The 24,579-nt window shown below is 62.1% G+C and carries 26 protein-coding genes; 11 read left to right on the top strand and 15 right to left on the bottom strand.

Going from position 1 to position 24,579, the window contains the following annotated elements:
- The first annotated feature begins 34 nt into the window (after positions 1–34).
- Positions 35–463, top strand: coding sequence for a VOC family protein (locus DBV08_RS28085; protein WP_021345757.1), 429 nt, complete (start codon positions 35–37; stop codon positions 461–463).
- On the opposite strand, the gene DBV08_RS28080 is transcribed toward DBV08_RS28085, so the two are convergent.
- From DBV08_RS28080 to DBV08_RS28060, 5 genes are read right to left on the bottom strand one after another with little or no spacing between them, the layout of a single operon-like run.
- Positions 426–719, bottom strand: coding sequence for an Ada metal-binding domain-containing protein (locus tag DBV08_RS28080; RefSeq protein ID WP_124569576.1), 294 nt, complete (start codon positions 717–719; stop codon positions 426–428). The genes DBV08_RS28085 and DBV08_RS28080 overlap by 38 nt on opposite strands.
- Positions 709–1,428, bottom strand: a complete 720-nt coding sequence (locus DBV08_RS28075; protein ID WP_124569575.1) for a 2OG-Fe(II) oxygenase — start codon at positions 1,426–1,428, stop codon at positions 709–711. The genes DBV08_RS28080 and DBV08_RS28075 overlap by 11 nt, the downstream gene beginning before the upstream one ends.
- A 21-nt stretch (positions 1,429–1,449) precedes the next feature.
- Positions 1,450–2,427 (bottom strand): ABC transporter substrate-binding protein, encoded by a 978-nt coding sequence (locus tag DBV08_RS28070; RefSeq protein ID WP_260395797.1) that lies wholly within the window; start codon positions 2,425–2,427, stop codon positions 1,450–1,452.
- Positions 2,428–2,465: 38 nt separating this feature from the next.
- A complete protein-coding gene (locus DBV08_RS28065; protein ID WP_124569573.1) occupies positions 2,466–3,851 on the bottom strand; it encodes an MFS transporter in 1,386 nt (461 codons plus the stop codon).
- A 46-nt stretch (positions 3,852–3,897) separates the two neighbouring features.
- Positions 3,898–4,317, bottom strand: a complete 420-nt coding sequence (locus DBV08_RS28060; protein WP_095971989.1) for a MerR family transcriptional regulator — start codon at positions 4,315–4,317, stop codon at positions 3,898–3,900.
- A 132-nt stretch (positions 4,318–4,449) separates the two neighbouring features.
- Between DBV08_RS28060 and DBV08_RS28055 the strand changes: the two genes are divergently transcribed.
- The 3 genes from DBV08_RS28055 to DBV08_RS28045 all read left to right on the top strand — a co-directional run bounded on the left by DBV08_RS28055 (position 4,450) and on the right by DBV08_RS28045 (position 8,859).
- The gene (locus tag DBV08_RS28055; RefSeq protein WP_095971988.1) at positions 4,450–5,859 is read left to right on the top strand and encodes an AarF/ABC1/UbiB kinase family protein; all 1,410 of its coding nucleotides are present in this window, start codon (positions 4,450–4,452) and stop codon (positions 5,857–5,859) included.
- A gap of 77 nt (positions 5,860–5,936) precedes the next feature.
- A complete protein-coding gene (locus DBV08_RS28050; RefSeq protein ID WP_260395796.1) occupies positions 5,937–7,664 on the top strand; it encodes a CdaR family transcriptional regulator in 1,728 nt (575 codons plus the stop codon).
- A gap of 79 nt (positions 7,665–7,743) precedes the next feature.
- Positions 7,744–8,859, top strand: a complete 1,116-nt coding sequence (locus tag DBV08_RS28045) for an NDMA-dependent alcohol dehydrogenase (protein ID WP_095971986.1) — start codon at positions 7,744–7,746, stop codon at positions 8,857–8,859.
- Positions 8,860–8,918: 59 nt separating this feature from the next.
- Here the strand turns inward: DBV08_RS28045 and DBV08_RS28040 are convergent, their stop codons facing one another.
- Positions 8,919–9,923, bottom strand: a complete 1,005-nt coding sequence (locus DBV08_RS28040) for an alpha/beta hydrolase (protein ID WP_387411214.1) — start codon at positions 9,921–9,923, stop codon at positions 8,919–8,921.
- Between the two features lie 210 nt (positions 9,924–10,133).
- Positions 10,134–10,724 carry a heme-binding protein gene (locus DBV08_RS28035; RefSeq protein WP_124569572.1) on the bottom strand — a complete coding sequence of 197 codons (591 nt, stop codon included), beginning with the start codon at positions 10,722–10,724 and terminating at the stop codon, positions 10,134–10,136.
- 184 nt (positions 10,725–10,908) lie between these two features.
- On the opposite strand from DBV08_RS28035, the gene DBV08_RS28030 reads away from it, so the two are divergent.
- Both DBV08_RS28030 and DBV08_RS28025 read left to right on the top strand, forming a co-directional pair.
- A complete protein-coding gene (locus DBV08_RS28030; protein WP_095971983.1) occupies positions 10,909–12,078 on the top strand; it encodes a sensor histidine kinase in 1,170 nt (389 codons plus the stop codon).
- Positions 12,075–12,701 (top strand): response regulator transcription factor, encoded by a 627-nt coding sequence (locus tag DBV08_RS28025; RefSeq protein ID WP_124569571.1) that lies wholly within the window; start codon positions 12,075–12,077, stop codon positions 12,699–12,701. Before DBV08_RS28030 ends, DBV08_RS28025 begins: the two co-directional genes overlap by 4 nt.
- Before the next feature lie 21 nt (positions 12,702–12,722).
- Here DBV08_RS28025 and DBV08_RS33075 read toward each other — a convergent pair whose 3' ends face one another.
- From DBV08_RS33075 to catA, 7 genes are all read right to left on the bottom strand, one after another.
- The gene (locus DBV08_RS33075; protein WP_260395795.1) at positions 12,723–12,905 is read right to left on the bottom strand and encodes a hypothetical protein; all 183 of its coding nucleotides are present in this window, start codon (positions 12,903–12,905) and stop codon (positions 12,723–12,725) included.
- Positions 12,902–13,087 carry a hypothetical protein gene (locus DBV08_RS33070; protein WP_260395794.1) on the bottom strand — a complete coding sequence of 62 codons (186 nt, stop codon included), beginning with the start codon at positions 13,085–13,087 and terminating at the stop codon, positions 12,902–12,904. Before DBV08_RS33070 ends, DBV08_RS33075 begins: the two co-directional genes overlap by 4 nt.
- 17 nt (positions 13,088–13,104) lie before the next feature.
- Positions 13,105–14,577 (bottom strand): benzaldehyde dehydrogenase, encoded by a 1,473-nt coding sequence (locus DBV08_RS28015; RefSeq protein ID WP_124569570.1) that lies wholly within the window; start codon positions 14,575–14,577, stop codon positions 13,105–13,107.
- Positions 14,578–14,730: 153 nt separating this feature from the next.
- Complete coding sequence (locus DBV08_RS28010; protein WP_260395793.1) at positions 14,731–15,687, bottom strand: helix-turn-helix domain-containing protein; 957 nt, start codon at positions 15,685–15,687, stop codon at positions 14,731–14,733.
- A 6-nt stretch (positions 15,688–15,693) separates the two neighbouring features.
- Positions 15,694–15,975: a muconolactone Delta-isomerase gene (gene catC, locus DBV08_RS28005; RefSeq protein WP_095971979.1), complete on the bottom strand. Its 282-nt coding sequence runs from the start codon at positions 15,973–15,975 to the stop codon at positions 15,694–15,696.
- Positions 15,976–15,989: 14 nt separating this feature from the next.
- Complete coding sequence (locus tag DBV08_RS28000; protein WP_095971978.1) at positions 15,990–17,111, bottom strand: muconate/chloromuconate family cycloisomerase; 1,122 nt, start codon at positions 17,109–17,111, stop codon at positions 15,990–15,992.
- 29 nt (positions 17,112–17,140) lie between these two features.
- A complete protein-coding gene (gene catA / locus DBV08_RS27995; protein WP_095972111.1) occupies positions 17,141–17,980 on the bottom strand; it encodes a catechol 1,2-dioxygenase in 840 nt (279 codons plus the stop codon).
- 211 nt (positions 17,981–18,191) lie between these two features.
- Between catA and DBV08_RS27990 the strand changes: the two genes are divergently transcribed.
- The gene (locus DBV08_RS27990) at positions 18,192–18,962 is read left to right on the top strand and encodes an IclR family transcriptional regulator (RefSeq protein ID WP_124569569.1); all 771 of its coding nucleotides are present in this window, start codon (positions 18,192–18,194) and stop codon (positions 18,960–18,962) included.
- Here DBV08_RS27990 and DBV08_RS27985 read toward each other — a convergent pair.
- Entirely contained in the window at positions 18,959–19,897 is a 939-nt protein-coding gene (locus DBV08_RS27985) for an AraC family transcriptional regulator (protein WP_095971977.1), read from the bottom strand. The two genes, DBV08_RS27990 and DBV08_RS27985, sit on opposite strands and share 4 nt — an antisense overlap.
- A 274-nt stretch (positions 19,898–20,171) precedes the next feature.
- On the opposite strand from DBV08_RS27985, the gene DBV08_RS27980 reads away from it, so the two are divergent.
- The 4 genes from DBV08_RS27980 to benB all read left to right on the top strand — a co-directional run bounded on the left by DBV08_RS27980 (position 20,172) and on the right by benB (position 24,560).
- Positions 20,172–20,741 carry a flavin reductase family protein gene (locus DBV08_RS27980; protein WP_095971976.1) on the top strand — a complete coding sequence of 190 codons (570 nt, stop codon included), beginning with the start codon at positions 20,172–20,174 and terminating at the stop codon, positions 20,739–20,741.
- An 11-nt stretch (positions 20,742–20,752) separates the two neighbouring features.
- Entirely contained in the window at positions 20,753–22,381 is a 1,629-nt protein-coding gene (locus DBV08_RS27975; RefSeq protein ID WP_003939685.1) for a 4-hydroxyphenylacetate 3-hydroxylase family protein, read from the top strand.
- 260 nt (positions 22,382–22,641) lie between these two features.
- Positions 22,642–24,039 (top strand): benzoate 1,2-dioxygenase large subunit, encoded by a 1,398-nt coding sequence (gene benA, locus DBV08_RS27970; RefSeq protein WP_095971975.1) that lies wholly within the window; start codon positions 22,642–22,644, stop codon positions 24,037–24,039.
- Positions 24,040–24,050: 11 nt separating this feature from the next.
- On the top strand, positions 24,051–24,560 hold the full coding sequence (gene benB, locus DBV08_RS27965) for a benzoate 1,2-dioxygenase small subunit (RefSeq protein WP_124569568.1): 510 nt from the start codon (positions 24,051–24,053) through the stop codon (positions 24,558–24,560).
- Positions 24,561–24,579 lie beyond the last annotated feature (19 nt).

Below are 24,579 nucleotides of genomic sequence, written 5' to 3'. Positions count from 1 at the left end.
GTTTGCCCGAACCTCCCCAGCGAAAGGCAGTTTCATGGACTGGACCCTCGAAGTAGTCATCGTCCCCGTCAGTGACCTCGACCGCTCCATCGAGTTCTACCGTGACAAGGTCGGTTTCGATCTCGACCACCACACCGTCAACGAACACATGACGGTCGCCCAGCTGACTCCGCGTGGTTCGGGCTGCTCGATCGTCATCGGCAACCTGCCGTCGCAAACCGAGATGGCCCCTGGTTCGTTGAAGGGATTGCAGTTGGTCGTGGCCGACGCTGCAACGGCTCGCCAAGAGCTCATCGACCGCGGCGTCGATGCCAGTGAGGTCACCGTCTTCGACGAGCGTGACGGTGGGACCTTCTTCGGATTCGCCGACCCGGACGGCAATACCTGGGCTGTCCAGCAGCTGAAGGTCCGCGGCGACAAGCCGCTCATTCCGAAGGAGTACCGCGACCGCTTCGGTGCGTAGTGGCTGCCTTCCATGCTGCGTAACCTTCGGGCATGCAGACGGCGCAGGGGCGATAGCCGGCCGCAATCGCGGTCGGCTCGTCCGCGAAGAACACCCGACTGGCGACGTACCCACCGCGTGCGATTGCCTGCGCAGCCCCTCGACAGTCGAGCCGCCCGTAGATCTTCGTTTTCCGATGCCCACCAAGCGCACCGGGCGTCGAACTCTCGTAGGGTTTGTTGCGAGCGTCGCGGAGGATGTACGTCTTACTCGGCATCATGAAGCACCAATCCCAATGTTCGACGCGTGCCGGAGTGCACCACGCTGACACCATGCCGCACAGGTGCTCTCGACCACCCACGCGAACTCTGAACCGGCCGATCCCGCGTGGTGAAGATCAACGCGTGCCCCTGTTCGAGCACCGTCACCGTCGCTTTCGACTGGGCGCGCGGCCGCTGTTCCACGAGCAAGAACTCGCCGCCGGAGTGGTCGATGCGAGGTCTGTCGAGTCCGATCACGATTTGCAAGGGAAATACCAACTCTCCGTACAGGTCCCGATGCAGAGCATTCCAGTCGCCGGGTCCGTAGGACAGAAGAATCGGGGTCGGCCGATTCTGGCCGGCGTCGTGGCACTGATCGATCCATTCTTCGAAAGTGTCCGGCCACGGCGCACTGTCCCCCAGTTCGAACGCCCACTCCCGCGCCACGGGCAGCAGGTGCCGGTAGAAGGCCGCTCGCATAGCCGTGATCGGCTCCGGTACGGGATCACCGAAGTACCGGTACTCCCCCTGGCCGAAGCGGTATCGAGCCATGTCGACGGTGCTCCGAAAGCGGTCGACCTCCGAGTACCAGGAAGCGATTTCGCGACACTCCGACTCGTCGAGTATCGGCGCCGCCTGTGCACACCCACTGGCGTTGATTCCCTCGATCAGCGCAGGCCAATCGAGGGAATCAACTCGAGCAGGCAGATCGGTGAAGAGGTCCATACGTCGTAGACGACGCGGCGGTCAGGAATGTGAGAATGCCAGCAGTTGGTCAGCCAGAGAGTTGTACGTACGGGCGATCCCGGCATAACTGAGCACGGGTTCCGGATTCCAGGTGCCGACCTTCCCTGCCTTCACCGCGGGCAAGTTGGACCACGCAGGATTGGTGCCGAGCGAATCCAGTTGCAAACTGGACGGGCGGTCGTCGAGGAAGATCATGTCGGCCGGATAGTGGTCCGCCATCTCCCAGGCCAGTTTCTCGACGTAGACCGACGAGCCCTCGGCCGGATCGACGACGGCAAGGCCCAGACCCGTCAGATCAGCGAGGATCGGGAATCCCGAACGACTGACACGAATCGTGTCCGGATCTGCGGACACGAACAAAACCGGTGATTTCTTCAGGGAGGAAGCAACTTCGGAGATTCGCTCACGCGCAGCGCGGTAGTCCTCTCTCTGCGCCTCCAGATCCTGGTCCGCTCCGAGTTCCACGGCCAGTTGCACAATGTCCTGCACGATGGAATCGATGTTTCCTGTTGCTGTTTCCACGAAAAGTACTGACGACAAGCCTTTCACTGCATCCAAGTTCGCCTCGTCGAGTAATGCCGACCCGCGCAACTGAGGGACGATGACGACGTCCGGCTCGAGCGCAGCGATCTTCTCGAGTTCCACTTGTCCCCAGAGTTGCCCGACCATGTCGGTCTTCGAGAAATCCACATTGCCGGAGATGCTGGTGTCCGTCGATCCCGGAGATCGTGTCAGTGCCCCGAAAACACCGACCGGCACCAGTCCGTAATCCCACAGAGCACCGGCGATACCGGTGTAGGCGACAAATGTCCTTGGCGGTGAATCCAATTCGATCAGGTTTCCGCGATCATCGGTGAAGGACCAGCCTGCATCGCCTACACCCCCGTCGTCTGCACCCGAGCGCGAGCAACCGGCCACTGCCAGTGAGGCAGCCAATCCCGCTGCGGCGCCGAGGAACCTGCGGCGATTCCAGTCCATCACGAGACACCTGTGCGGTCGTGGAGTGAGCAGCGTGGTCATGTGTGTGCCCTTTCGGCGATGGGTTGAACTGTTGCAGGAGTTGACGAACGAGAAAAACGAGAAAAGAGAAGGATCGATGTAAAACCTGTGAGCATTCCGACGCCCGCGCAGAAGACCAACGGCCACAGCAGGGCGAACTCGTCCGAACCAGCGAAGAGCGAGCCGCACAACGCAATTCCGACGGCAAGCCCGAATTGACGCGACGAGTTGGCTGTCGCTGAAGCCGTCCCGGCGCGCTCTGTCGAGGCATCCGACATCGCCGCGCCCGGCAGCACCGGCGATACCATCGCCGAACCTACACCGGTCAGAATCAGCCCGGCGATCAGCGCGGGCCAGAGCGGCTCGACGAGAACGTACAGCATGGCCACGCAACCGATTCCGCACAGGACCGTCCCGAATCCGAGCGACAGTCGAAGGTCGACTCGCTGAAGCCGTGATCCACACAGCGCCGACACTGTGACAAAAGCGAGCGGTTGAATCGAGAGCACAAGTGCGGCCGTCGATGCCGACAGTCCCAGCCCGTTCTGCAGCCACAGTGAAAGAACCACGAGCGGGCCGTAGGCTGCGAGGTAGTACCCGAACGCCGCGACGAGAACGCCGTCGAATTTCAAGGATCGGAACAATGCCGGATCGAGCATCGGGCTGCCGCTTCGACGCTGCCAGGACACAAAGGCCGTCAGCGCACCGATTGCGATCAGGAATGCCAGAACTGTCGATGACGAAGTCCACCCGACGTCGCCGCCCCACGTCACGCCGAGAACCGCGGCAACGGCAGCGACGGTGAACAGAAGCATTCCGGCCCAGTCGATGTTGTCGCCGCCTCGCTCACTGTCTTCGAAGCAGAACACAGCCATCACGAGCGCCACTGCGGCCACGGGGATTCCGAAATAGAAGACCGCACGCCAGTCGAAGAACTGCGTCAGCAGCCCTCCTGCAACATTTCCGATTCCCGCCGCCAATCCAGCGACGGCACCCCACGCAGCAAAGGCGACGTGACGATCGCGGCCCGAATATGCGTCGCCGAGCAGAGGCAGGAGCGTCGCGAACATCGCCGCACCGGCAATTCCTTGAGCGCCACGGGCTGCGACCAGAACCGTGACGTCCGGAGCAATCGCGCACACAGCCGTTGCCACCAGGAACACGACCAGTCCGCAGATGTAGAGGCGTTTGCGTCCCCACGCATCACCGAGCGCGCCCATGCCCACCAGAAGAGCAGCCAAAGCCAGCGTGTAGGCGTCGACGACCCAGGACATCGCGCCTGTACTGCCGTCCAAACCGACCGCGATGGCCGGCACCGCGATCGTCGTGATCGTGGCGTACGTCAGTAACAGAAAAGTTCCGATGCATGCGGCGATGAGCGGCAGCCATCGTCGTGCCGACATGGTCAACCTCCGGATAGGGCGGTAAGTGCGCCCTAACTATGGAGGTTCAAGTCAACTTGAAGTCAAGCGCCGCTTCGACGCGTTTGTCGAGCTGCTCCAGCAACCACGCGCACTGCATCGGACGCTCTTGCCGACACGTCAGGTGATGCTCGAGAATAAGTTTCGCTCGCGTAGCGGCGGCGATCTGCGCCTCGAGGGTCGACACTTGATCTGCGAGAACCGTGGAGAACTGCTCGGACGTAGTGTCGGTTTCGATGAAGGACCGCACCTGTTCCAAGGACATTCCCGTCTCGGTGTACATCCGGATCAAGGCCAGGCGGCGCAGCTCACGCTGGCCGTACCAGCGTTTGCCGCCAGTTCGCGACCGCGCGGACAGCAGTCCTTCGTCCTCGTAATAGCGCAAGGTCGACGCCGCGATTCCGAACGATTGTGCAACCTCGCCGATCGGGATCAAGTGCTCACGCATTCACCGATCGTAGGCTGAATCCGTAGGCGGTTCCGGCAGTTATGTGTGACTTGGCATACTGACTAACGGAAGGGGTCGCGTAAGTGATCTCACGGCAAAATGCTGGATGCGCTCGTTGAACGAGGGAGAGCTGTGCTGGATCCAACGCGACCTGTCGGACCGTACTCGTCAGGAGTGCCCGCCTCTGCCCTCGAGGTCCGCATGCCGGACCTCGAACGCTTCGGCCTCGCCCAGCTGTGGCGTTCCGCGATCATCGCCGTCGTATTGTCCACGTCGATCATGTTGGCGCTGATCGTGTGGCCTTTCCGCAAGCGCGGACGCACGTGGGCAGACGCTGCCTCCGACGGGATGGTCGACGGATTCATCGCACTGGGTCCCACCTTCGTCAAGCTCGGCCAACTGGTCGCGTCGTCGTCCGGCCTGTTCCCGGCCCCGGTCGCCAATGCGTGCCTACGTTGTCTCGACGACGTTCCGTCCTTTCCTGCCGAGCAGGCTCGGAGCGTCGTGCTGACGGACCTCGGATACTCCGTGGACGACCTGTTCGCGAAGTTCGACGATGTACCTCTCGCGGCCGCGTCGGTTGCACAGGTGCACGCGTGCGTTCTGCACGACGGCCGAGAGGCCGTCATCAAGATCCAGCGTCCGGACATCTATGCGCGGATGCTGATCGACCTGCGGGCGGCGTACTGGGGCGCGAACATCCTCGAGAAGTTTGTCGAGTTCCTTCGAATTGCCAATGCCACCGCCATCATTCGCGATCTGCACAACGCCACGATGACGGAATTGAACAGCGCAGTCGAGGCCGACCGGCAGACCACCTTCCGGAACAACATCAGTGCGTTCGGCGACAACAAAGGAGTCACGACGCCAGAGGTCTACTGGGACTACTGCGGTCCCCGAGTCATCTGTATGGAACGCATGCGGGGCGTTCCGCTCGATCGGTTCGTCGCCGGTCCGGACGGAATCGACGAAGCCCGAATGCTGATCCGGCGCGGTGTGAAGGTCTGGCTCGAATCTGTCATCGTTCACGGTCCGTTCCACGGAGACGTACATGCCGGGAATCTGTGGGTCCTCGACGACGGCCGGATAGCGATGCTCGACTTCGGCATTGTCGGAGTTCTTCCGGAAACGTGGCGCTCGATCCTGTCCGATATGTTCCGCGCGACTCTCATCGACGGGGATTTCGCCCGCGTCGCTCGCGGAATTCGATCCTTGGGTTATGCAACCGACTACGAAGTCGACGACGCTCAACTCGGAATGCAGGTGGCGACAGCCCTCGCCCCGATTCTCGGCCGTGACCTGGGTGAACTCAAGCTCAGTGAATTGATCATGGCACTGATTCAATTGGGCAAACAGTGGGGTGTCGCGAGTCCCGAGGAATTGGTTCTTTTCGGTAAGCAACTCGGATACTTCGAGCGATATGCGACGGCGTTGGCACCCGGTTGGGTGATCGGCCAAGACCTTTATCTGTTCAAGAACGTATTTCCCGAGGCAGTCGCCGAAAAAGCACAAGAACTCGGCATCACGATGCCTGACGAATAAATTTGTCCCCTATTTCCTTATTCTGCATTTCGCCTGTCGGGGTTAGCCTGTAATGACCAACCGGCCGAGGAGCAAATGTGCAGCCACTTTCTGTAGCCCTCCCGCACGCGTCGACAAGTCCGAGGAGTAGCGGGCCGCGTGTCGGCACCACCCTCGGCGCCCTCATGCATTCCACGGACAAGTCCGTGATCGAGCTTCTGGAAAGCCCGGACGGGCTTGACATCGACATCCGTTCGATCGCCCTCGTCGAGTCCTCCGACATCGACGGCACCGACAGCCGAGGTGCGATCTCCGACATCTACCTTCCCGTCGGAGTTCCGGAGTCGACGCTGACGCAGTGGCTACGAAGGTTCGAAGGCAGGCCGTCACGGCGTCGGCCGAAGCTCTTGCTCGTCAAGAATGCGCGCGAGGCGACGACGGTACTCAACGCCGCACGAGGCATCGGAATCGCCGTGGCCGCGGTCCATCCGCAGGCCAGCTCCGGGCACGTTTACTCGCTGGTACAACGACTTCTGACGCAGAGTTCGTATCGTTCACGGGCCGCGGCGGGTGCAGTACCGGGAGGCGACTCCGATCTGTTCGCACTCTCCGAAACGATCGCTGAACTGACCGGCGGCCTCGTGACGATCGACGACACTGCACTCCACGTCATCGCGTATTCGGCTGCTCACGAGGGTGAAGACGAGCTCCGTCAACTCTCCATACTCGGCCGGGAGTGGCCGATCGAATACACCGAATGGATAGAGAGCAGAGGCGTGTTCGAGCATCTCAGGCGCTCGGACGAGGTCATCAGTCTGCCCTCCGAGCCGGGCATCGGAGCCGCGCACCGGCTGGCAGTGAGTATCACCCGCCCGGACCTGTCCGCGCCGACGGGTTCCGTTGCACACCAACACAATCTCGGCAGCATCTGGGTGCAGCAGGCGTCAGGACCACTGTCGGACGACGCGGGCGCGGTATTGCGTGGTGCAGCGGCCGTCGCCGCACGCATTCTCATGCGGACGCTGGACGCGTCCAGCCGCGAAAATGATCAAGTGCAAAGGTTGTTCGGTGTTCGCTCCGGCGGAATCGACGTGCACTCCCTCGCCGGCTCCTTCGGCATCAGCACCGACGGCCCCGCTGCGGTCGTCGGATTCGCGACCTCCCTCGAGCCCGGATCGGATCTCGATCGAATCACCAACGCCTTGCGCTTGCGCGCCAGCGCATTCCGCAGCGACGCGGTCACGACGATCATCGACCACCGGATCTACGTGCTGTTTCCTCGGGCCGAAAACGAGGTCGCGATCAGCGACTGGGCTTACGACACCGTGCGAGTACTCGAGAATCGTGCGGGCATCAGCGTCCGTGCCGCCGTGGCGGTACCGATCGCGCGGTTGCACGGTGTGCCCGAGGCGCGTCGAGAGGTAGACCGCGTGCTCGATACCACTGATGATCACGACACCGCGAAGGTCACCACACTCGCGGCGTCACGCACCGCGGTGTTGCTGGGCGAAATCCTCGATCTCGTCGCCGATCACGAGCGACTACGTGACCCTCGTATCGACAGACTCATCTCCTACGACGACAAGAACACTTCTGACATGCAGTTCACGCTCACGGCCTATCTGACAGCTTTCGGGGACGTGAAGAAGGCCGCTTCCTCACTGAAAGTTCATCCGAACACGCTGCGCTATCGCATTCGGCGTGCTGAACAGATCATGGGCATTTCGTTGGACGAGCCGGATACGCGCCTGCTCACCGAACTACAACTCGCCATCCTGGGACGTGCCCCGGACGAGTCTGAAAGATACGAAACGTCCGATCAGTGAGATGGGCCTCGAGCCCACCCTGAACTCTCGAGTAGACAACTGAGGAATCCGAAGAACAACTCTCACCTCAGGAGATACCTTGCGCACTCGTGGAGCCGTCATTCGCCAAGCACCAGGCACATACGAGGTGGTCGATCTCGAACTCGATTCACCCCGCAGCGGCGAACTCACCGTCAAGATGGTCGCCTCCGGCTTGTGCCACTCGGACGATCACATCGCCAGCGGCGACCACGGAGTCGGCCGCTATCCCATCTGCGGTGGACACGAAGGCGCCGGAATCGTCGTCGAGGTCGGGCCGAATACCGAAGGGTGGTCCGAGGGTGATCATGTCGTGTTCTCGTTCCTCGCCGCCTGCGGCCGTTGCCGGTGGTGCGCAAGCGGAATCCAGAACCTGTGCGACAACGGCGCCGCCATCATGACCGGCAGCAGGCCCGGCGAAACCTCGAGTTACAGAATGTCTCTCGACGGTCAGCCCGTGGCCCAGACCTGCGGCCTGTCCACCTTCAGTGAATACACCACGGTCAGCACTCTCTCGGCCGTGAAAGTCGACAAGCACCTGCCTCTCGACGCTCTGTGCTTGCTCGGCTGCGGCGTCGGAACCGGGTGGGGCGCCGCGGTCAACTCCGCTCAGGTCTATCCCGGGCAGACCGTCATCGTCATGGGAGTCGGCGGAATCGGAATCAATGCGGTACAGGGCGCCTCGCATGCCGGTGCCGCCCACGTGATCGCGGTGGATCCGGTCGCCTTCAAGCGTGACAGTGCATTGAAGTTGGGCGCGACCCATGCCGTGGCCACCATGGAGGAAGCCACCGACATCGCGCGCTCGTTCACCAACGGACAGGGCGCGGATTCCGCCATCGTCACCGTCGGCGTCACCACCGGCGAACATGTCGCGCAGGCATTCTCGTCGATCCGCAAGGCAGGAACGTGCGTCGTCACCGGTCTCGGGAAGATGACGGACGTCGGCATTCCCGTGAGCCTGATGGAGCTCACCTTGTACCAGAAGAGAATTCAAGGTTCCTTGTTCGGGGCGTCCAATCCCACCGCCGACATTCCGTGGATGATCGATCTCTACACCAGCGGCAAACTCGAACTCGACGGCCTCATCACCAACCGGTACAGCCTCGACCAGATCAACAACGGATTCGCCGACATGCATGCCGGTCGCAATCTGCGCGGAATCATCACCTTCTGAGCGATGTCTCTCCGGGCTTGACTCGTCAGCAAGTCCGGAGAGATCCTTTCACATCAGCGTCACCAGGCATTCATGGTGTCGAGGATTTGTCCTCTGGCCATCCACAATTCAGCGGACCAGTACGGCCACGAGTGAATACCGGCGGGCGGAAAGCTGTACGTCGCTGGGATTCCCAAGGACTTCAGGCGAATTTCGAATGCCCGCGCGTGTACCCACGAGAGCGCCTCCAGTCCCATACCCGTCGCGGTGTGGAAATAGTCGATCGGCGCAGACGGATGATCGTACGGTCCCGGGATGCCGTTGGACGACGAAATATACATCGACAGTCCGCGAAGCGATTCCGCGTTGACGAACGGGTCGTTCCGAAGCCACCCGGATGACCACGGCGGGCCCCACATCGAATCGACGTTGTACCGGCCGGCGTCGAACATGGCTACGCGGATCGCTTCGCGCATACCCGGGCCCGAGATATTGATGTAGCCGGACAGCGAGCCGGCGAACTTGAACTGATCCCGATGATGCCCCGCCAGGTTCAATGCGGCACTACCGCCCATCGACAACCCGATGATCGCATTATTTGTTGGTGAAACACCGTACCCTGCAAGGAAGTCCGGAAGCTCACGGGTGAGAAATGTTTCCCACCGGTACGTTATCGGCTGAGCGTTGAAATTGGACGGCGCGTACCAATCCGTGTAGAAACTCGACTCACCGCCGACCGGCATCACCAACGTGATGTTGTCGTTGCGGTACTGATCGAGTGCGTTCGTTTCGAAACTCCAAGCATTCCTGTCGTTTTGCGCTCGAAGACCGTCGAGCAAGTACAGCGCGGCGTTGCCACCGCGCGCGGCCCACTGCACCTGAACCTTGATGTTTCCCATCGAAGACGGGACCCACAACTCGTCGTAACCACCCCATGGCGCCGAGTGCGCCGGAGTCACGCCATGGGCCGGAGTGGCACTCGCGGCGGTCGGACCGAACATACCGCCGAGAAGAAGCATCGACAACAACGCCGCTACGAGCACCCGTACCCGCCGTGTATTGCGCTCGGGCAACGTGAATCTGATTCTCTGCAAGGTTGTGTCTTTCCCCGAAACTGCGCATCAAGAAACTCGCTTCGGTAAGTGCATCGTCGGTTCCACTGTCGACGTGTTTGTCCCTTTCCGGGGGCTCCGGTGTTACAAAGTCGAGGTCATCGCGGCAAACGGACAACTGTCGTGCCGAACGAATCCAGGTGGCGAAAAGCACAATTCACGATGCGCGCTGTCCGCGCTCACTCAGCCGAGGGACGAAGCGATCGCCTCTCGCCCCGCAGCAGCGCACGCTTGGTCCTGCATTCCGTCTGGAGCACCACCGACACCGATACCGGCAATCGAGGCGGATCCGGACTTCAATGTGACTCCACCTGCAAGGAAGAGGGTGCCGGGAAGGTCGGCGATGGTCGATCCCTCACCTTTGGTACGCTGCGAGAGGTCACTGGTGTCGGCTCCGAAAGCTGCAGAGGTGTATGCCTTCTCGCGTGAGGCCTCCACCGTGTGCTGCGCCGCGTTGTCGCCTCGCACCATGGCGATGACGTTTCCTGCCCGGTCGACGACGGAGACGGTGACAAATCCGAGCCCGTCGGCACGGCATTTGGCCATGGCCGCACCGGCGGCCTTCACTGCTGCGTCGGCGCTGAGTCGATTCTGACTGACCACCGCCGAATCGCCAGTCGCAGCAGGCTGCTGCGTGGCAGAAATCGACGTCGTGCTCGATGCGTTCGCCACCGGCGTGTCGGTGGTCGAGCAGGCGGCGCTTGCAAGGATCGCGACAACCGGAACGGCGACAGCGAGCGTACGGGGAAGTCGGGTGTAGATGCGGTGGTTCATGGCGGGCACACTTTCAGTCGAATGGTTCGAAACCGTCCACTACAGCGTCGCGTCCCGGCGCGGGTGCGCACATCGGGCGCTCGGGTGACGAACCGTGCCCCATCTGGTTGTGCAGATATCATCCGAATGGTTGATACGACGGCCTGGCGCCCTCCGTAATATTCGAGGGATGAGTAACGGAGCGATGAACGCCGACGCCGAACTCGGCCTACGCGGCCCGTTGGCGTATGCGATCCACGCGTCGTTCTTCGTACTGTTGTCGACATCGGGAGTTCGGTACGTCACAGTCCACGGGACAAGCGGTCGGTTCGGGGTGGTGCTCGTTCTGGCCGGGGTTCTCGCCGTGCTCTACGCCGTCATGGCTACGGTGTCTTCGCGAGATGTGGTTCGCCAACGGCTGTGGATGTGGCCGGTACTGAGCACCTGGGCAGCACTGGTCTGGCTTGCACCGAGTTTCGCGTGGTGCGCGTTCCCCGTTCTCTTCCTCTGTATTCGCCTGTACCCGAGCAAAATCGCCTACCCACTCGTCGGGATCCTGGGCGTCCTCGCCGGTATCGCGTTCTACCGGGTCACCGGTCGTGCCGAATTGGTGACACTGCTCGGACCTCTGTGCACCGCGGCACTGGTCGCGGCAGCCTACGGGCAGATGGAACGAGATGCCCGAGAACGCCTTCGGCTTCTACGCCAGGTAGCAGAAGCGCAATCTGCATTGGCAGATACCGAACGTGCCGCCGGCGTTGCCGCTGAGCGAGAGCGCCTCGCGCGCGAAATCCACGACACCGTTACACAGGGACTGGCGAGCGCCCTTCTACGACTCGAGGCAGCCGAACAAACGTGGAACACAACGGGTTCGCCGTCTCGCGCCGATGTCGATGCCGCGGCAGAGAACATCCGCACGAGCCTGATGCAGAGTCGAGATCTCGTCCACGATCTGGCGCCGACCAAGGGCGGTACGGGCAACTTCGACGCCTTGGTCGTGTCTGCGGCCCGGCAGTTCGTCCCGGCCGTTCGGATCCGCACCGTCGGTGAAGCCGTCATCCTGCCCTCGGACGTAGCTCATGCCATCGTGCGAGTGGTCTCGAGCGCGTCGTCCAACATCGCCCACCACGCCCGCGCCGACGCAGCGGGCGTGACGATCACGTATCTCGACGACTCCATCTCGGTAGACATCTTCGACGACGGCGTCGGCTTCGATCCGGGAAAACTCGCCGACCATTCTCGGTACGGTGGATACGGCCTACGTGCGATGCGGAGTCGCGTCGCGCAGCTCGGCGGATCGTTCACCGTGGAAAGCGCACCGGGAGACGGCACCGTCGTCGCGGCCCAGTTCCCGCTCGAACGGAGGATCCGGTGACCACCATTCGCGTCTTCCTCGTCGATGATCACCTGGTGGTGCGCGCCGGGCTGAGAGCGCTGCTGGACACTCAGCCGGACGTCGAAGTAGTCGGCGAAGCATCGTCCGGCGAGGAAGCGGCCACGGCGATACAGTCGGCCTCGCCGGATCTGGTGATGATGGATCTGGACATGGGCACCGGCATGCATGGTGCAGAGGCGATCAAACGGCTTCGAAACGACGGTCTCGATGTTCCCGTCCTGGTTTTCACGACGTATGACACCGACGCCGACGTCGTACGGGCGGTCGACGCCGGCGCCATCGGTTACCTACTCAAGGACTCGACGCCTGACGAGATCTTCGGCGCGGTGCGCGGGGCGGTTGCCGGGCGCAGCGTCCTCTCCCCTACCGTCGCCTCCCGTCTCGTTCAGCAGATGCAGCGCCCACAGGAAGCGCTCACCGCCCGTGAGTCCGAACTACTGAGCCTGCTCGCCGAGGGGATGACCAACCGCGAGCTGGGTAAAGCACTCTTCATCAGCGAGGCGACGGTGAAAACCCACCTCGGGCACATCTACGCCAAGCTCGGTGTCGATACCCGCTCTGCCGCAGTCTCCGTCGCACTACGTCGCGACGGAATACGCTGACCTCGGCAGCGGCCGAACAGCTCAGCCGCCCATTGCCTTACGCACTCCGTCGATCAGTTCGAGGAATTCGGTCTTGGGAGCGAAGTCGACGTACTCCGAGTCGTCGATCGCTCCCGGAACGTGACCGGGCGCCCAATAGAACACGTCGCCTGCATTGTAGGTCTGCCGCCCCGCTTCGGAATCTGTGTAGATCCTGCCCTTCAAGACGTACCCGTAGTGAGGACATTGACAGCGTCCCCTTCCAGATGCGAGAACGGTTCGGCGAAGTTGGCACCGGCAGGCATTTTGACGTAGTTGACGATCATGTCGCCTTCTTCTCGCATCCTTAGTTCGAATTCGCCGTCCTGCAACACGATGGGAAGCTCGTGAGCCGAGATGATGTGCATCGGAGTTCCTTTCGACTTCAGAACGGGAAGGTCTGAGCGGCAGGCCGGCTGGTTCGCCACTGCCAGGTGGTGAATTCGTCCCAACTGCTTTGAGTTCCGAATCTCGCGCCGTTTCCCGAGGCACCCGCGCCGCCGAACGGTGCATAGGCATCGTTGTTCAAAGTCTGATCGTTGATGTGCACGATGCCGGTCCGAAGGCGGTCAGCGATCCGCTCGCCGCGTTCCACCGATCCTGTTTGTATGGCCGCCACCAGACCGTATTCGCTGTCATTGGCCAGCCTGACGGCCTCGTCTTCGTCCTTGACGACCACGACGGGCGCCACCGGCCCGAAAATCTCTTCGCGGAACGCGGGCATGTCCGAAGTGACGCCGGCCAGCACGGTCGGCTGATAGAACAGCTCTTCGTAGGTTCCGCCTGCGCGAATTTCGGCGCCGGCTTCCTTGGTGTCCTGGACGATTCGATCGACGTTCGCGATCTGCCTCGCGTTGATGAGCGGCCCGAGAGCGACGTTGCCCGTATTGGGATCCCCGACCGGCAGGACCGAGGCACGCTTGGCCAGCAAGTCCAGGTATCGATCGGCAACCGACTCCAGCACGATGTGTCGGCCCGCGGTCATGCAGACCTGCCCCTGATGCAGGAACGATCCCCACGCACCCGCCGAACTCGCGGCATCCAAGTCTGCGTCGTCGAGAACGATCAGGGCGTTGTTCCCACCCAATTCCAGCGAGACACGCTTGAGCGTGCGGCCGGCCGTCTCTCCCACCTGCCGGCCGACTGCGGTCGAACCGGTGAAGGACACCATCGCGATCAGCGGGCTCTCGCACAACGCCTGACCTGGCTCCGCATCACCGGCGAGCACATGGAGTAGACCTTCGGGAAGGCCTGCAGCCGTGAACAACTCCGCGATGACGGCACCGCCGCTGATCGCGGTTTGAACATCCGGCTTCAGAACGACGGCGTTTCCGAGAGCCAAGGCCGGTGCGACAGCACGCATGGCAAGGAGCAGCGGGAAGTTCCACGGGCTGATCACGCCGATCACGCCGATCACGCCGAGGGGTACCCGCCGGCCGATGCTCGATCGCCCGCGCTGGCTGGCGGGCAGGAGGTGACCGCACGGCTGCGTCGGCAGCGCCGACGCCTCCCACAGTTCGGAGATGACGAGATCAACTTCGAACGCGGCTTTCCCTGGTACCGAACCACCTTCGCGGATCAACCAGCGTTCCACTTCGGCTCGCTCCGCTTCCAAAATCTGCGCTGCCTTACGGATCACCGAAGCGCGGTCCTGTCCGATCGTGGCCGCCCACTCCGGCTGCGCCGCCGACGCGATGTGTGCCGCTCGATCTATATCAGCAGCAGTGGCCGTCCCGATCACACCGAGCACCTCACCGGTTGCCGGTTCGACCGACTCGACGGTGTCACCGCTCCCGTCGATCCATTGACCGCCGAAAATCTTTCCGTACCATTGCCGATTCGCGAGCAGATTCGTCATGAGTTCCTCGATTCGTAGCTTTCGCTGCAGTCCTCGCCGGTCGCGGGCCTGAGCTCTTCACGAGCTTGAAAAGCGATCTGGAACACACTCTGCCCCGGTATTCGGGCTCCGAGTTGTCGTGATCGGACACGTTTGTTGTTCGGATGCGACAGTTCAGTGAAGTTCGCGCACGTTCGGATCAGTCGAGCCACGCACTTCCGACGGTGCCGTACCGAATTCCGTCTTGAACGCCCGCGAAAAGGCCGGAGCGTCATGGAAACACCATCGTGCGGCCAGTACGGAGATCGAGTGATCTCGCAGCGAGGCGTCGGTGAGATCTCGGCGTACGCGAATCAACCGTTCTCGGCGAATCAGCGCATTGAGGGTAAGACCTCCGTCCCCGAAGTGACGCTGAACGGTTCGCGGCGACATGTGCAGCGCACCGGCGATCGATGTGACCGAGAGATCCGGAGAGTCGAGATTCCGAAGCGCATATCGCAAGATCTCCTCTCGCGCCGACCGTCCGGGTGCCGCGGGCGCAGTGTCTTGGACCAGAACTGCTGAAGCGAGATTGACGCCCGCATCTCCGAGAAGCCCTGCCGCGCTGCCGTCGACCTGGGATGCCACGGCGCCCGAGATGAAGTTCTGCAGCAATGCCCCGGATCCGCGTCGACCGTCGTGGATGCGTTCGAGCGCGCAGTTCAACTCTCGCTCGGTCAGACTCATTGCCGTGCGCGGCACGGTCATGACGGTGCACGACCAGTGGCCGTCGAAACGCAACGCGTACGAACGCTCCACGTCGTAGAGAATCATCGTGCCGGGCCGAGCCGTCAACTCGCGGTCGGATTGGCGCAGTATCGCGCTCCCGGTTCGGACCGCGCAGATCTTGAGCAGATCACTACCGTGTCGCTTTGCTGCCCGTGTGCTCCGTCGCAGTATCTGAGGCGAACCGGAAATGTCGAAAGCGCCCACGTCCCCGAGACTTACGCCACTGACCGTGCCCACGGGCACGGTATCGACAGAGCTCTCGGGGCACAGGCCACCGAAGGTCTCCGACATCTCGCAGTGCCACTTCTGCACAGATTCCAGCAGGCTCGCAGGCGTAGCAGACACGGCAGACACGGCAGACACGGCCGGCTACTTGATCGAAGATCCGTGCTGCGTCAACGGCATGACCTCGATGGTCATGTACGGGAACAAGGGGAGATTCCAGAGAATCTCGTGCAGTTCGTCAGGCGAGTCGACGTCGAAGATGCTGATGTTGCTGAACTGTCCCACTATTCGCCACAGATGCACCCACTTGCCCTGGCGCTGAAGGTCTTGTGAGTACTCCTTTTCCGTTGCGACGGTCTCGGCGCGAACTGCCGGATCCAGATCGCGTGGAATATCGACGTCCATCCGTACGTGAAACAGTGCCATGTTCTTCTTGTCCTCTAGTTCCTGGTCCAGGTCTTGACGGCGTCCATGTTCAGTTCGACTCCCAGCCCAGGCCCGGAGGGGAGGTGCAACTGCCCCTCGGAATACTTCAACGGCTCCTGAAGCAGTTCTTCACTGAAGAGCAGCGGACCGAAAAGCTCTGTTCCGAAGTTGATTCCGGGCTCGGCGCAGGCGAAGTGCAACGAAGCCGCTGTGCCGATCGGTCCTTCGATGGACGTCGCGCCGTGGCACGCGATACCCGCCGCCTTGGCGATCGCAACGATGTCGCGGCTGCGCTGGAGGCCACCGCACTTGGTGGTCTTGAGGGCGATGACATCGGCAGCACTCCGGCGAGCGATTTCCAGAGCGTCGTGCGGGGTCTGCACGCTCTCGTCCGCCATGATCGGAATCGGCAGTAGCCTACTGAGTTCGGCGAGGACCTCGATTTGGTCTGCCGGCGTGGGCTGTTCGATCAGTTCCACTCCGCCGTCGGCGAGTTGTGGCAGGTACCGAAGCGCGGTGAAGCGATCCCACCGCGCGTTGACGTCGACGCGGACGCCGGCGTGGCCGTCGAGCGCCTGCGCGATGCTGACGATGCGCGCGACGTCGACCGCTGGATCGAGTGCACCCATCTTGAGTTTGAAGCTGAAATTGAGCCTGGATTCCAGCTTTTCGTGAGCTTCTTCGATGATCTCGTCCGCCGGCGCTGCACCCAGCGCCCACGTGACGTCGACGCTCTCGCGGAAAGCCCCGCCGAGCAGCGTATGCACGGGAACTCCCAGGCTACGAGCCCAGGCGTCGTGCAACGCCACGTCGACGGCTGCCTTCGCGAATCGTGCATTGGCAACAATCTTTTCGATGTCTGCCATGATCGCGGTGATCTGATCCACACGTCTGCCGACCACCACCGGCGCGATGTACTTCTCGATGATGACCTGCATCGTCTCCACCGATTCGCCGCCCCACCACGGCCCGCCCGGAACGACACCTTCGCCGTATCCGACCACACCGTCGGATGTGCGAATCGCAACGAGCAACAACGGTTGCGCCGTCATCGACGTGGTGGCGAATTTGTGGGGGCGAACCAGAGGAACGTCGAGGATGGTCGTCTCGATGGAGACGATCGACAGGTCTGTCATCACATCACTTTCTTTCGAGCAGTTGTGGATCAGGCCGGGTCGAGCACGAAGTCGTACGTGACCCGGTTGATTCCGTCGACACCCGGCTTCGGATCGAGAATAAGTTCAGGCTTCGTGGCCGTTGCCACGTCGTTCTCGATCCACTCACCGTCCTTGAAATAGAGCTGGGTGGTGATCGTGCGCTTGCCGGGAGCCTTCACCATGAGATGCAGGTGAGCTGGACGCCACGGGTGCCAGCCGGCCTTCTCGATGAACCAGCCGGTGGGGCCGTCGGTCGGGATCTGGTACGGCGCAGGCTGAATCGTGGTGATCTCGAAACGTCCCTCGCCATCGGCAACGATCGTTCCGCGGAGGTTGCCGTCGGGGATGTGCGGCGCGAAGTGTGAGTAGTAACCTTCGTCGTCCGCGTGCCAGAGTTCGACGGTTGCGCCGCCGAGCCCCTTGCCGTCGAGATCGCGAACCTGACCCTCGAAGACCAGCTTCGATCCAACCTCGTTGTCACGCATCGGAAGTTCACACTTGGATGGCAGCGTCTTGGCATCGGCGACGTAGTACGGGCCCTCGATGCTTCCCTTGGTTCCGTGCTGGCCGCGGTACGCAACCTCTTCGACGTTGTGCTCGAGGAAGACGTCCAGCCACAGGGGCCACTCGCCGAACTGGCCGATGTCGATGAGCCACTGCTTGAGGACGCGGTACTCGGAGTAGGTGACGCCGTGCTTGTCGATGACGCCGGCGAGTGCCTCGAGTACGTCCTTGGCAATGGCCGAGACGCGCTCGGGCGGGGTGTCCGCGCTGACTCGTTCCTGGAGGAACTTGTCGGTGGCGGCAGTGCCCGAACCTACTGCGGTGGGGCTCTCGGAAGTGGTCATGTGGTCCTCCTCGGGGCCGTGTATGGCTGTTACCGGGTGGGTGCCGTACTGCTGGGCTGAGTCGGCTTCCCAAGTCTGGTTGTACTCAAAGGTTGTACGCTCTGCGTACATCTGTTACGCTCTGCGTACGCTTGTACTGTGCGCCCAGTCACAAGGTTTGTCAACCTTCGAGGGCACCGATCAGGCATACCCGCAGATGAAAGGCCCTTCCGTGAGCGAGAACGATCGCGATTACATCCAGAGCATCGAGCGTGGATTCGCTGTACTGATGGCCTTCGACGAGAAGAACCCCAATCCGTCGCTCGCCGATCTTGCCGCCGAAACGGGACTCTCTCGCCCTGCTGTCCGACGCATCCTCCTCACCCTGCAGAAGCTGGGGTACGTCACCGGCAACAACAGTCGGTGGTCGCTGACCCCGCGCGTTCTGAGCATCGGGCAACACTTCTCCGCATCACACGCTCTGACCGAGGCGGCTCTCCCGCGTCTGCTGGAGATCGCAGAGCACACCCACGAGTCCGCGTCACTCGGAGTCCTCGACGGCGTCGACGTGGTCTACGCCGCGCGTGTACCCGTTCGTCGGATCATGAGCATCAACGTCAGCGTCGGCACCAGAGTGCCTGCATACGCCACCTCCATGGGACGGGCCCTGCTCGCTTGGGCGCCAACCGAAATCGTCGAAAACGTCATCGCGAACTCCACGTTCGACGCCCTCACACCCACCACGATCACCGATGAAGGCGCATTCCATACCGCTCTTCGTGTGGTGCGCGAGCAGGGATACGCGCTCACGTCCGAGGAACTCGAAGACGGCCTGATTTCCCTCGCCGCCCCCGTCCGCGACGCCGGCGGAAGCGTCGTCGGCGTGGCCGCGTGTTCGACGTCGGCCGGACGCACTACCCCGGAAGCCTTCCGCACCGACGTCGCACCTTTCCTCGTCGAGAAGGCGAATCAACTCAGCGCGGACATGGGGTACCGGAGCTAACGCCTCAACACTTCCGAGGGCAACAAGCCGTACTTGCGCCGAAAAGACGATGCGAACCGTCCGGTGTGCGTAAAACCCCATCTCACAGCGACATCGGTGACCGTCGTGGAGTCGTCGGCGTCCACCAGATCTGCGTGGACCCGCTCGAGACGGATGTCGAGCAGGCATTCCGACGGACTCCGGCCCACGTACTGCCGAAATCCTTCCTGCAATCTCCGTACGCTGACGCCCGCAACCTCCGCCATCTCGGCTGCGGTCCACACGCGGGCCGGGTCGTCGTGCATCTCGTCGAGCACCCGCTTGACGATGCGTGGCCTGGCGTGTCGCACCGCGTCCTCACTGTCGGGCATTGCAGCAAGGACGAATGCCGTGACCACGGCGCCGGAGAGCTGGCCTGCCACCAGTTCGTTGTGCAGAACTCCGACCGGGCCGAGAATCTGATCCGACAGTGAGCGAACAAATCTCAGCCATCTGGCTCCGTCGTCTCCTCGAAGGTCCACCTGATCGGGCAAGTGCATTCCGGGTCGGCCGAGCACTTTCTCCATCTCGCGGTCGAGGTACTGACGGTCCATCCGGACGCCGACGATCTCGCAGTCCGCACTCCACCGGGTGATCCTCGTGGTGATGTCGGGCGGACACACCGTCGCGACGCCCCGTGTCGAGAGCACGTGCGAGCCTGCGAACACCGACTCGAGCTCGCCCGAGAGCGGAATGTTCACCCCATACGCACCGGGATGATCGGATTCGACTGCGACGTCTGCGCCCCACCGGATATGCGCGATCCGCAGCGGCCCCAACTCGGTGGTGCACACCCCGACTCCACTGGCCGCGTGCCGTGACAACGGCGTCAGCGTGTGCGGAAAATAGGCGTCCGAAACCGCATGACATGCCTCGTCCCAGTCGCGCGGAACTGTACCGATCATGGAGTCGACCATCGTCCTTCTTCACCTTCCAAACCCGTGACCAGCCACATTGCCGAGCATGGGCGCTGAACCTCATTGAACACTGTGTCCCCGGTCACTTCCAAGGGGAAACGGATACAGGCTTCGATCGGGTGCGCAATCCGGATAGAGGCCGCGCTGTACGGATCGACCGAAGCCTGCGCTCGCCGTACGTTCGTCTTCACTCCCGGCGCGAGTCGTCCACCACCTCCGCCTCCCGCACTTCGCGGCTCCCCACTCACCCGCCATCCGACAAGGAGGTCCGGTCATGGAACAAAATCAACTTCGAGGAATCTTCGGTCAATTCGCGAGCGGCGTCACCGTCATCACCTGCACCAATGCCGACGGCCAACCGCACGGAGCCACCGTCACCGCATTCACGGCCATTTCCCTGGAACCACGGCTGTGCCAGATCACGATGACTCGCAAGTCCAAAGCGTGCGGCTACCTCGGCAACGCACCGTTTGCCGTCAACATCCTTGCCTCCGACCAAGTGGACACGGCCATGCATTTCGCCGGCCGCCCGCAGCGCACCGAACCGAGGTGGATCGACGGACCGACCGCTCCCCTGCTCGACGGCGCCGCAGCCACCATCTCGTGCGTCCCGTGGAAGGAGTACGACGGTGGTGACCACATCATCTTCATCGGCGAGATCGTCGACGCACAGTCGAGCGGCAAAGATCCGCTTCTGTTCTACCGAAGCACTTTTCACGATCTGGGCGCTACCTCGTCGACCACAGTCTGGAACGGCAGTCAGGACGACCCCCACAGTGGGTGGTTCGACGCCACCACTTCGTTCACCCCGATTCATCTTCAGCCCGCACCTCAAACGATCTGAAAGGCTTTGCCATGACGACCACCGAAATCCCTCCCACCGGCGTCGACCCCGCAGATTCCGGAGCGCCACAGGTCAATCCGGCCGCCGACTGCGAAGCCAACCGCACGAAGAACTTCGCTACCCGGCCGATGACCGGTGACGAGTACATCTCGAGCCTGCAGGACGGTCGCGAAATCTGGCTCCATGGTGATCGCGTCAAGGACGTCACGACGCACCCCGCGTTCCGGAATCCGATCCGCATGACCGCAAGGCTGTACGACGCTCTGCATACCGGCGAGCACGTGGACGCCCTGACTGTTCCGACGGACACGGGCAACGGCGGTGTCACCATGCCGTTCTTCCGCACACCGACGTCGTCGGCCGATCTGCTCAAGGAACGCGACGCCATCGCGACGTGGGCTCGTATGACCTACGGCTGGATGGGCCGCTCCCCCGACTACAAGGCAAGTTTCCTGGGCACCCTCCACGCCAACAAGGAGTTGTACGCACCGTTCCAGGACAACGCCGAGCGCTGGTACCGCGAGTCGCAGGAGAAAGTTCTGTACTGGAACCACGCGATCATCAATCCCCCGGTGGATCGCCAACTTCCGCCGGACGAGGTCGGCGACGTCTTCATGAAGGTGGAGAAGGAAACCGACGCCGGATTGATCGTCAGCGGTGCCAAGGTGGTCGCCACCGGATCGGCGATCACCAACTACAACTTCATCGCTCACTACGGTCTGCCGATCAAGAAGAAGCAGTTCGCCCTGATCTGCACGGTGCCGATGGACGCGCCGGGCGTGAAACTGATCTGCCGCACCTCGTACACCGAACATGCTGCGGTGATGGGCAGTCCGTTCGATTATCCGCTGTCGAGCCGCATGGACGAGAACGACACCATCTTCGTCTTCGACAAGGTGCTGGTGCCGTGGGAGAACGTCTTCATGTACGGCGACGTCGACCGGATCAACGCCTTCTTCCCTCAATCGGGATTCCTGCCGCGCTTCACCTTTCAGGGCTGCACACGCCTGGCGGTCAAGCTCGACTTCATCGCCGGACTGTTGATGAAGGCACTCGAAGCCACCGGCGCCGGCGGATTCCGCGGAGTCCAGACCCGTGTCGGTGAAGTGATCGGCTGGCGAAACCTCTTCTGGTCGTTGACCGAATCGATGGCACGCGACCCCGAACAGTGGGTCGGCGATTCGGTCATCCCGAAGCTCGAGTACGGCCTCACCTATCGGATGTTCATGATTCAGGGATACCCTCGGATCAAGGAGATCATCGAGCAGGACGTGGCATCAGGCCTGATCTATCTGCCTTCGAGTTCACTCGACTTCAAGAGCCCGGACGTGCGGCCCTACCTCGACAAGTACGTTCGCGGTTCCGACGGCATCACCGCCGTAGACCGCGTGAAAGTCATGAAGGCGCTGTGGGATTCGATCGGTACCGAGTTCGGCGGGCGCCACGAACTCTACGAGCGCAACTACTCCGGCAATCACGAGAACGTCAAGGCGGAACTGCTGTTCGCAGCCCAGAATCGTGGACACGCCAGTTCCATGAAGGGCCTGGCCGAACAGTGCCTGAGTGAATACGACCTCGACGGCTGGACCGTTCCGGACCTCATCGGCAACGACGACGTCTCGTTCTTCAAGAACCGGTAACCCACTCGTCGGGTAGGGCGGACTCGCGCTGTCGAGTCCGCCCTGGTCGTCGTCCCCAGCAGCCATGACCCATCCGAAGAATTCGACGAACACTGCACCCTTGGTCAGGACTAGGCAAATGCCTGGTGTGACCCGAGCCACACGATGTCAAGGTGAATTCAGTACCGGACGCAGCCCCGTCCGGAAAGCGGGTCCCACCGACTTGTCCGACAGCCCTCGGATTTCTTCGGCAGGCGCCCACTCTCATCTGGAGGACACCCATGACGGATATGTTGGACGCTGCCCGCGCCGCCGATCAGTTCGCGAACATCCGCGCTGCCCTCGACGACGCACTCGTCGAGGACCCCGAGACCGGCCGCTACCAGGTGCGGCGCAGCGTCTTCACGGACGAGCAACTGTTCGACCTCGAGATGACCCACATCTTCGAGGGCAATTGGATCTACCTCGCGCACGAGAGTCAGATCCCGAACGTCGGCGACTACTTCACCACCTACATGGGCCGCCAGCCCATCGTCATCACCCGCAACAAGGACGGCGAGTTGGGCGCGCTGATCAACGCGTGCAGCCACCGCGGCGCGATGCTCTGCCGCCGCAAGACCGACAACCGAACCACCTTCACGTGCCCGTTCCACGGCTGGACCTTCAACAACAGCGGAAAGCTCCTCAAGGCCAAGGACGCTCGCACCGGCGGCTACCCGGATCAGTTCAACAAGGACGGCTCACACGACCTGACCAAGGTGGCGCGGTTCGAGAACTATCGCGGCTTCCTCTTCGGCAGCCTCAACCCCGACGTGCTGCCGCTCGAAGAGCACCTCGGTGACACCACCAAGGTCATCGACATGATCGTCGATCAGTCACCTGACGGTCTCGAAGTTCTGCGCGGCGCTTCCACCTACACCTACGACGGCAACTGGAAGCTGCAGACCGAAAACGGTGCCGACGGCTATCACGTGTCGTCGACGCACTGGAACTACGCCGCGACAACCGCTCGCCGCACCGCCGGTGAGTCGTCCAACGAGACCAAAGCCATGGATGCCGGCACCTGGGGCAAGCAGGGCGGCGGTTACTTCTCCTACGACTACGGCCATCTCCTGCTCTGGATGTGGTGGGGCAATCCCGAGGACCGTCCCCTCTTCGAGCGCAAAGCAGAGCTGGAAGCCCAGTTCGGTTCCAAGAAAGCCGAATTCATGGTCGGTGCGTCGAGGAACCTCTGCCTGTACCCGAACGTCTACCTCATGGATCAGTTCAGCAGCCAGATCCGGCACTTCCGTCCGATCTCCGTCGACCAGACGGAGGTCACTATTTACTGCATCGCCCCTAAGGGAGAGAGCGCCGACGCTCGCAGCAACCGCATCCGCCAGTACGAGGACTTCTTCAATGCCAGCGGTATGGCCACCCCGGACGATCTCGAAGAGTTCCGTTCCTGCCAGAAGACGTACCAGGCGGCCGGCGCGCCGTGGAACGATCTCAGCCGTGGTGTCACACACCAGATTCCCGGTCCGAACGAGGTCGCGAAGGATCTCGGCATGAATCGCGTGCTCTCGAGCGGAGCCAAGACCGAGGACGAGGGCTTGTATCCCATTCAGCACGGATACTGGCGCGACGCAATGCTCGCAGCAGTCGACGCCGAGCAAGCAGCTTCTACCCGGACGATCTGAGGACGACCACCATGACTGTCACCATCACCAATGCCGTTGCCCTCGAAACAGTGCAGCAGTTTCTCTACCGTGAGGCTCGCTATCTGGACGATCGTGAGTTCGAGAATTGGATCGAGTGCTACCACCCCGATTCCGAGTACTGGATGCCCGCGTGGGCTGACGACGGCGAACTGACCACGGACCCGCACGCGGAGATCTCCCTCATCTACTACCCTAATCGTGGCGGTATCGAAGACCGGGTGTTCCGCATCAGAACGGACCGTTCCAGCGCGACAAGTCTTCCCGAGCCCCGCACCGGCCACAACATCACCAACGTGGAAGTGGTCGAAGAGCGCGGCTCCGTGGTCGACGTCCGCTTCAACTGGTTCACGCTGTACTTCCGTTACAACACCGTCGACACCTACTTCGGCACCTCGCATTACACGATCGATTTCTCGGGCGAGCAGCCGTTGATCATGAAGAAGAAGGTAGTCCTCAAGAACGACTACATCCATCACGTGGTCGACATCTACCACTTCTGACACGACTTACCTTCGAATC

This window comes from Rhodococcus sp. KBW08 (genome assembly GCF_003852455.1).
Classification (GTDB): Bacteria; Actinomycetota; Actinomycetes; order Mycobacteriales; family Mycobacteriaceae; genus Rhodococcus_F; species Rhodococcus_F baikonurensis.
The sequence above is the reverse complement of the archived record's forward strand: the minus strand, read 5'-3'. Positions and strand labels throughout refer to the sequence as shown.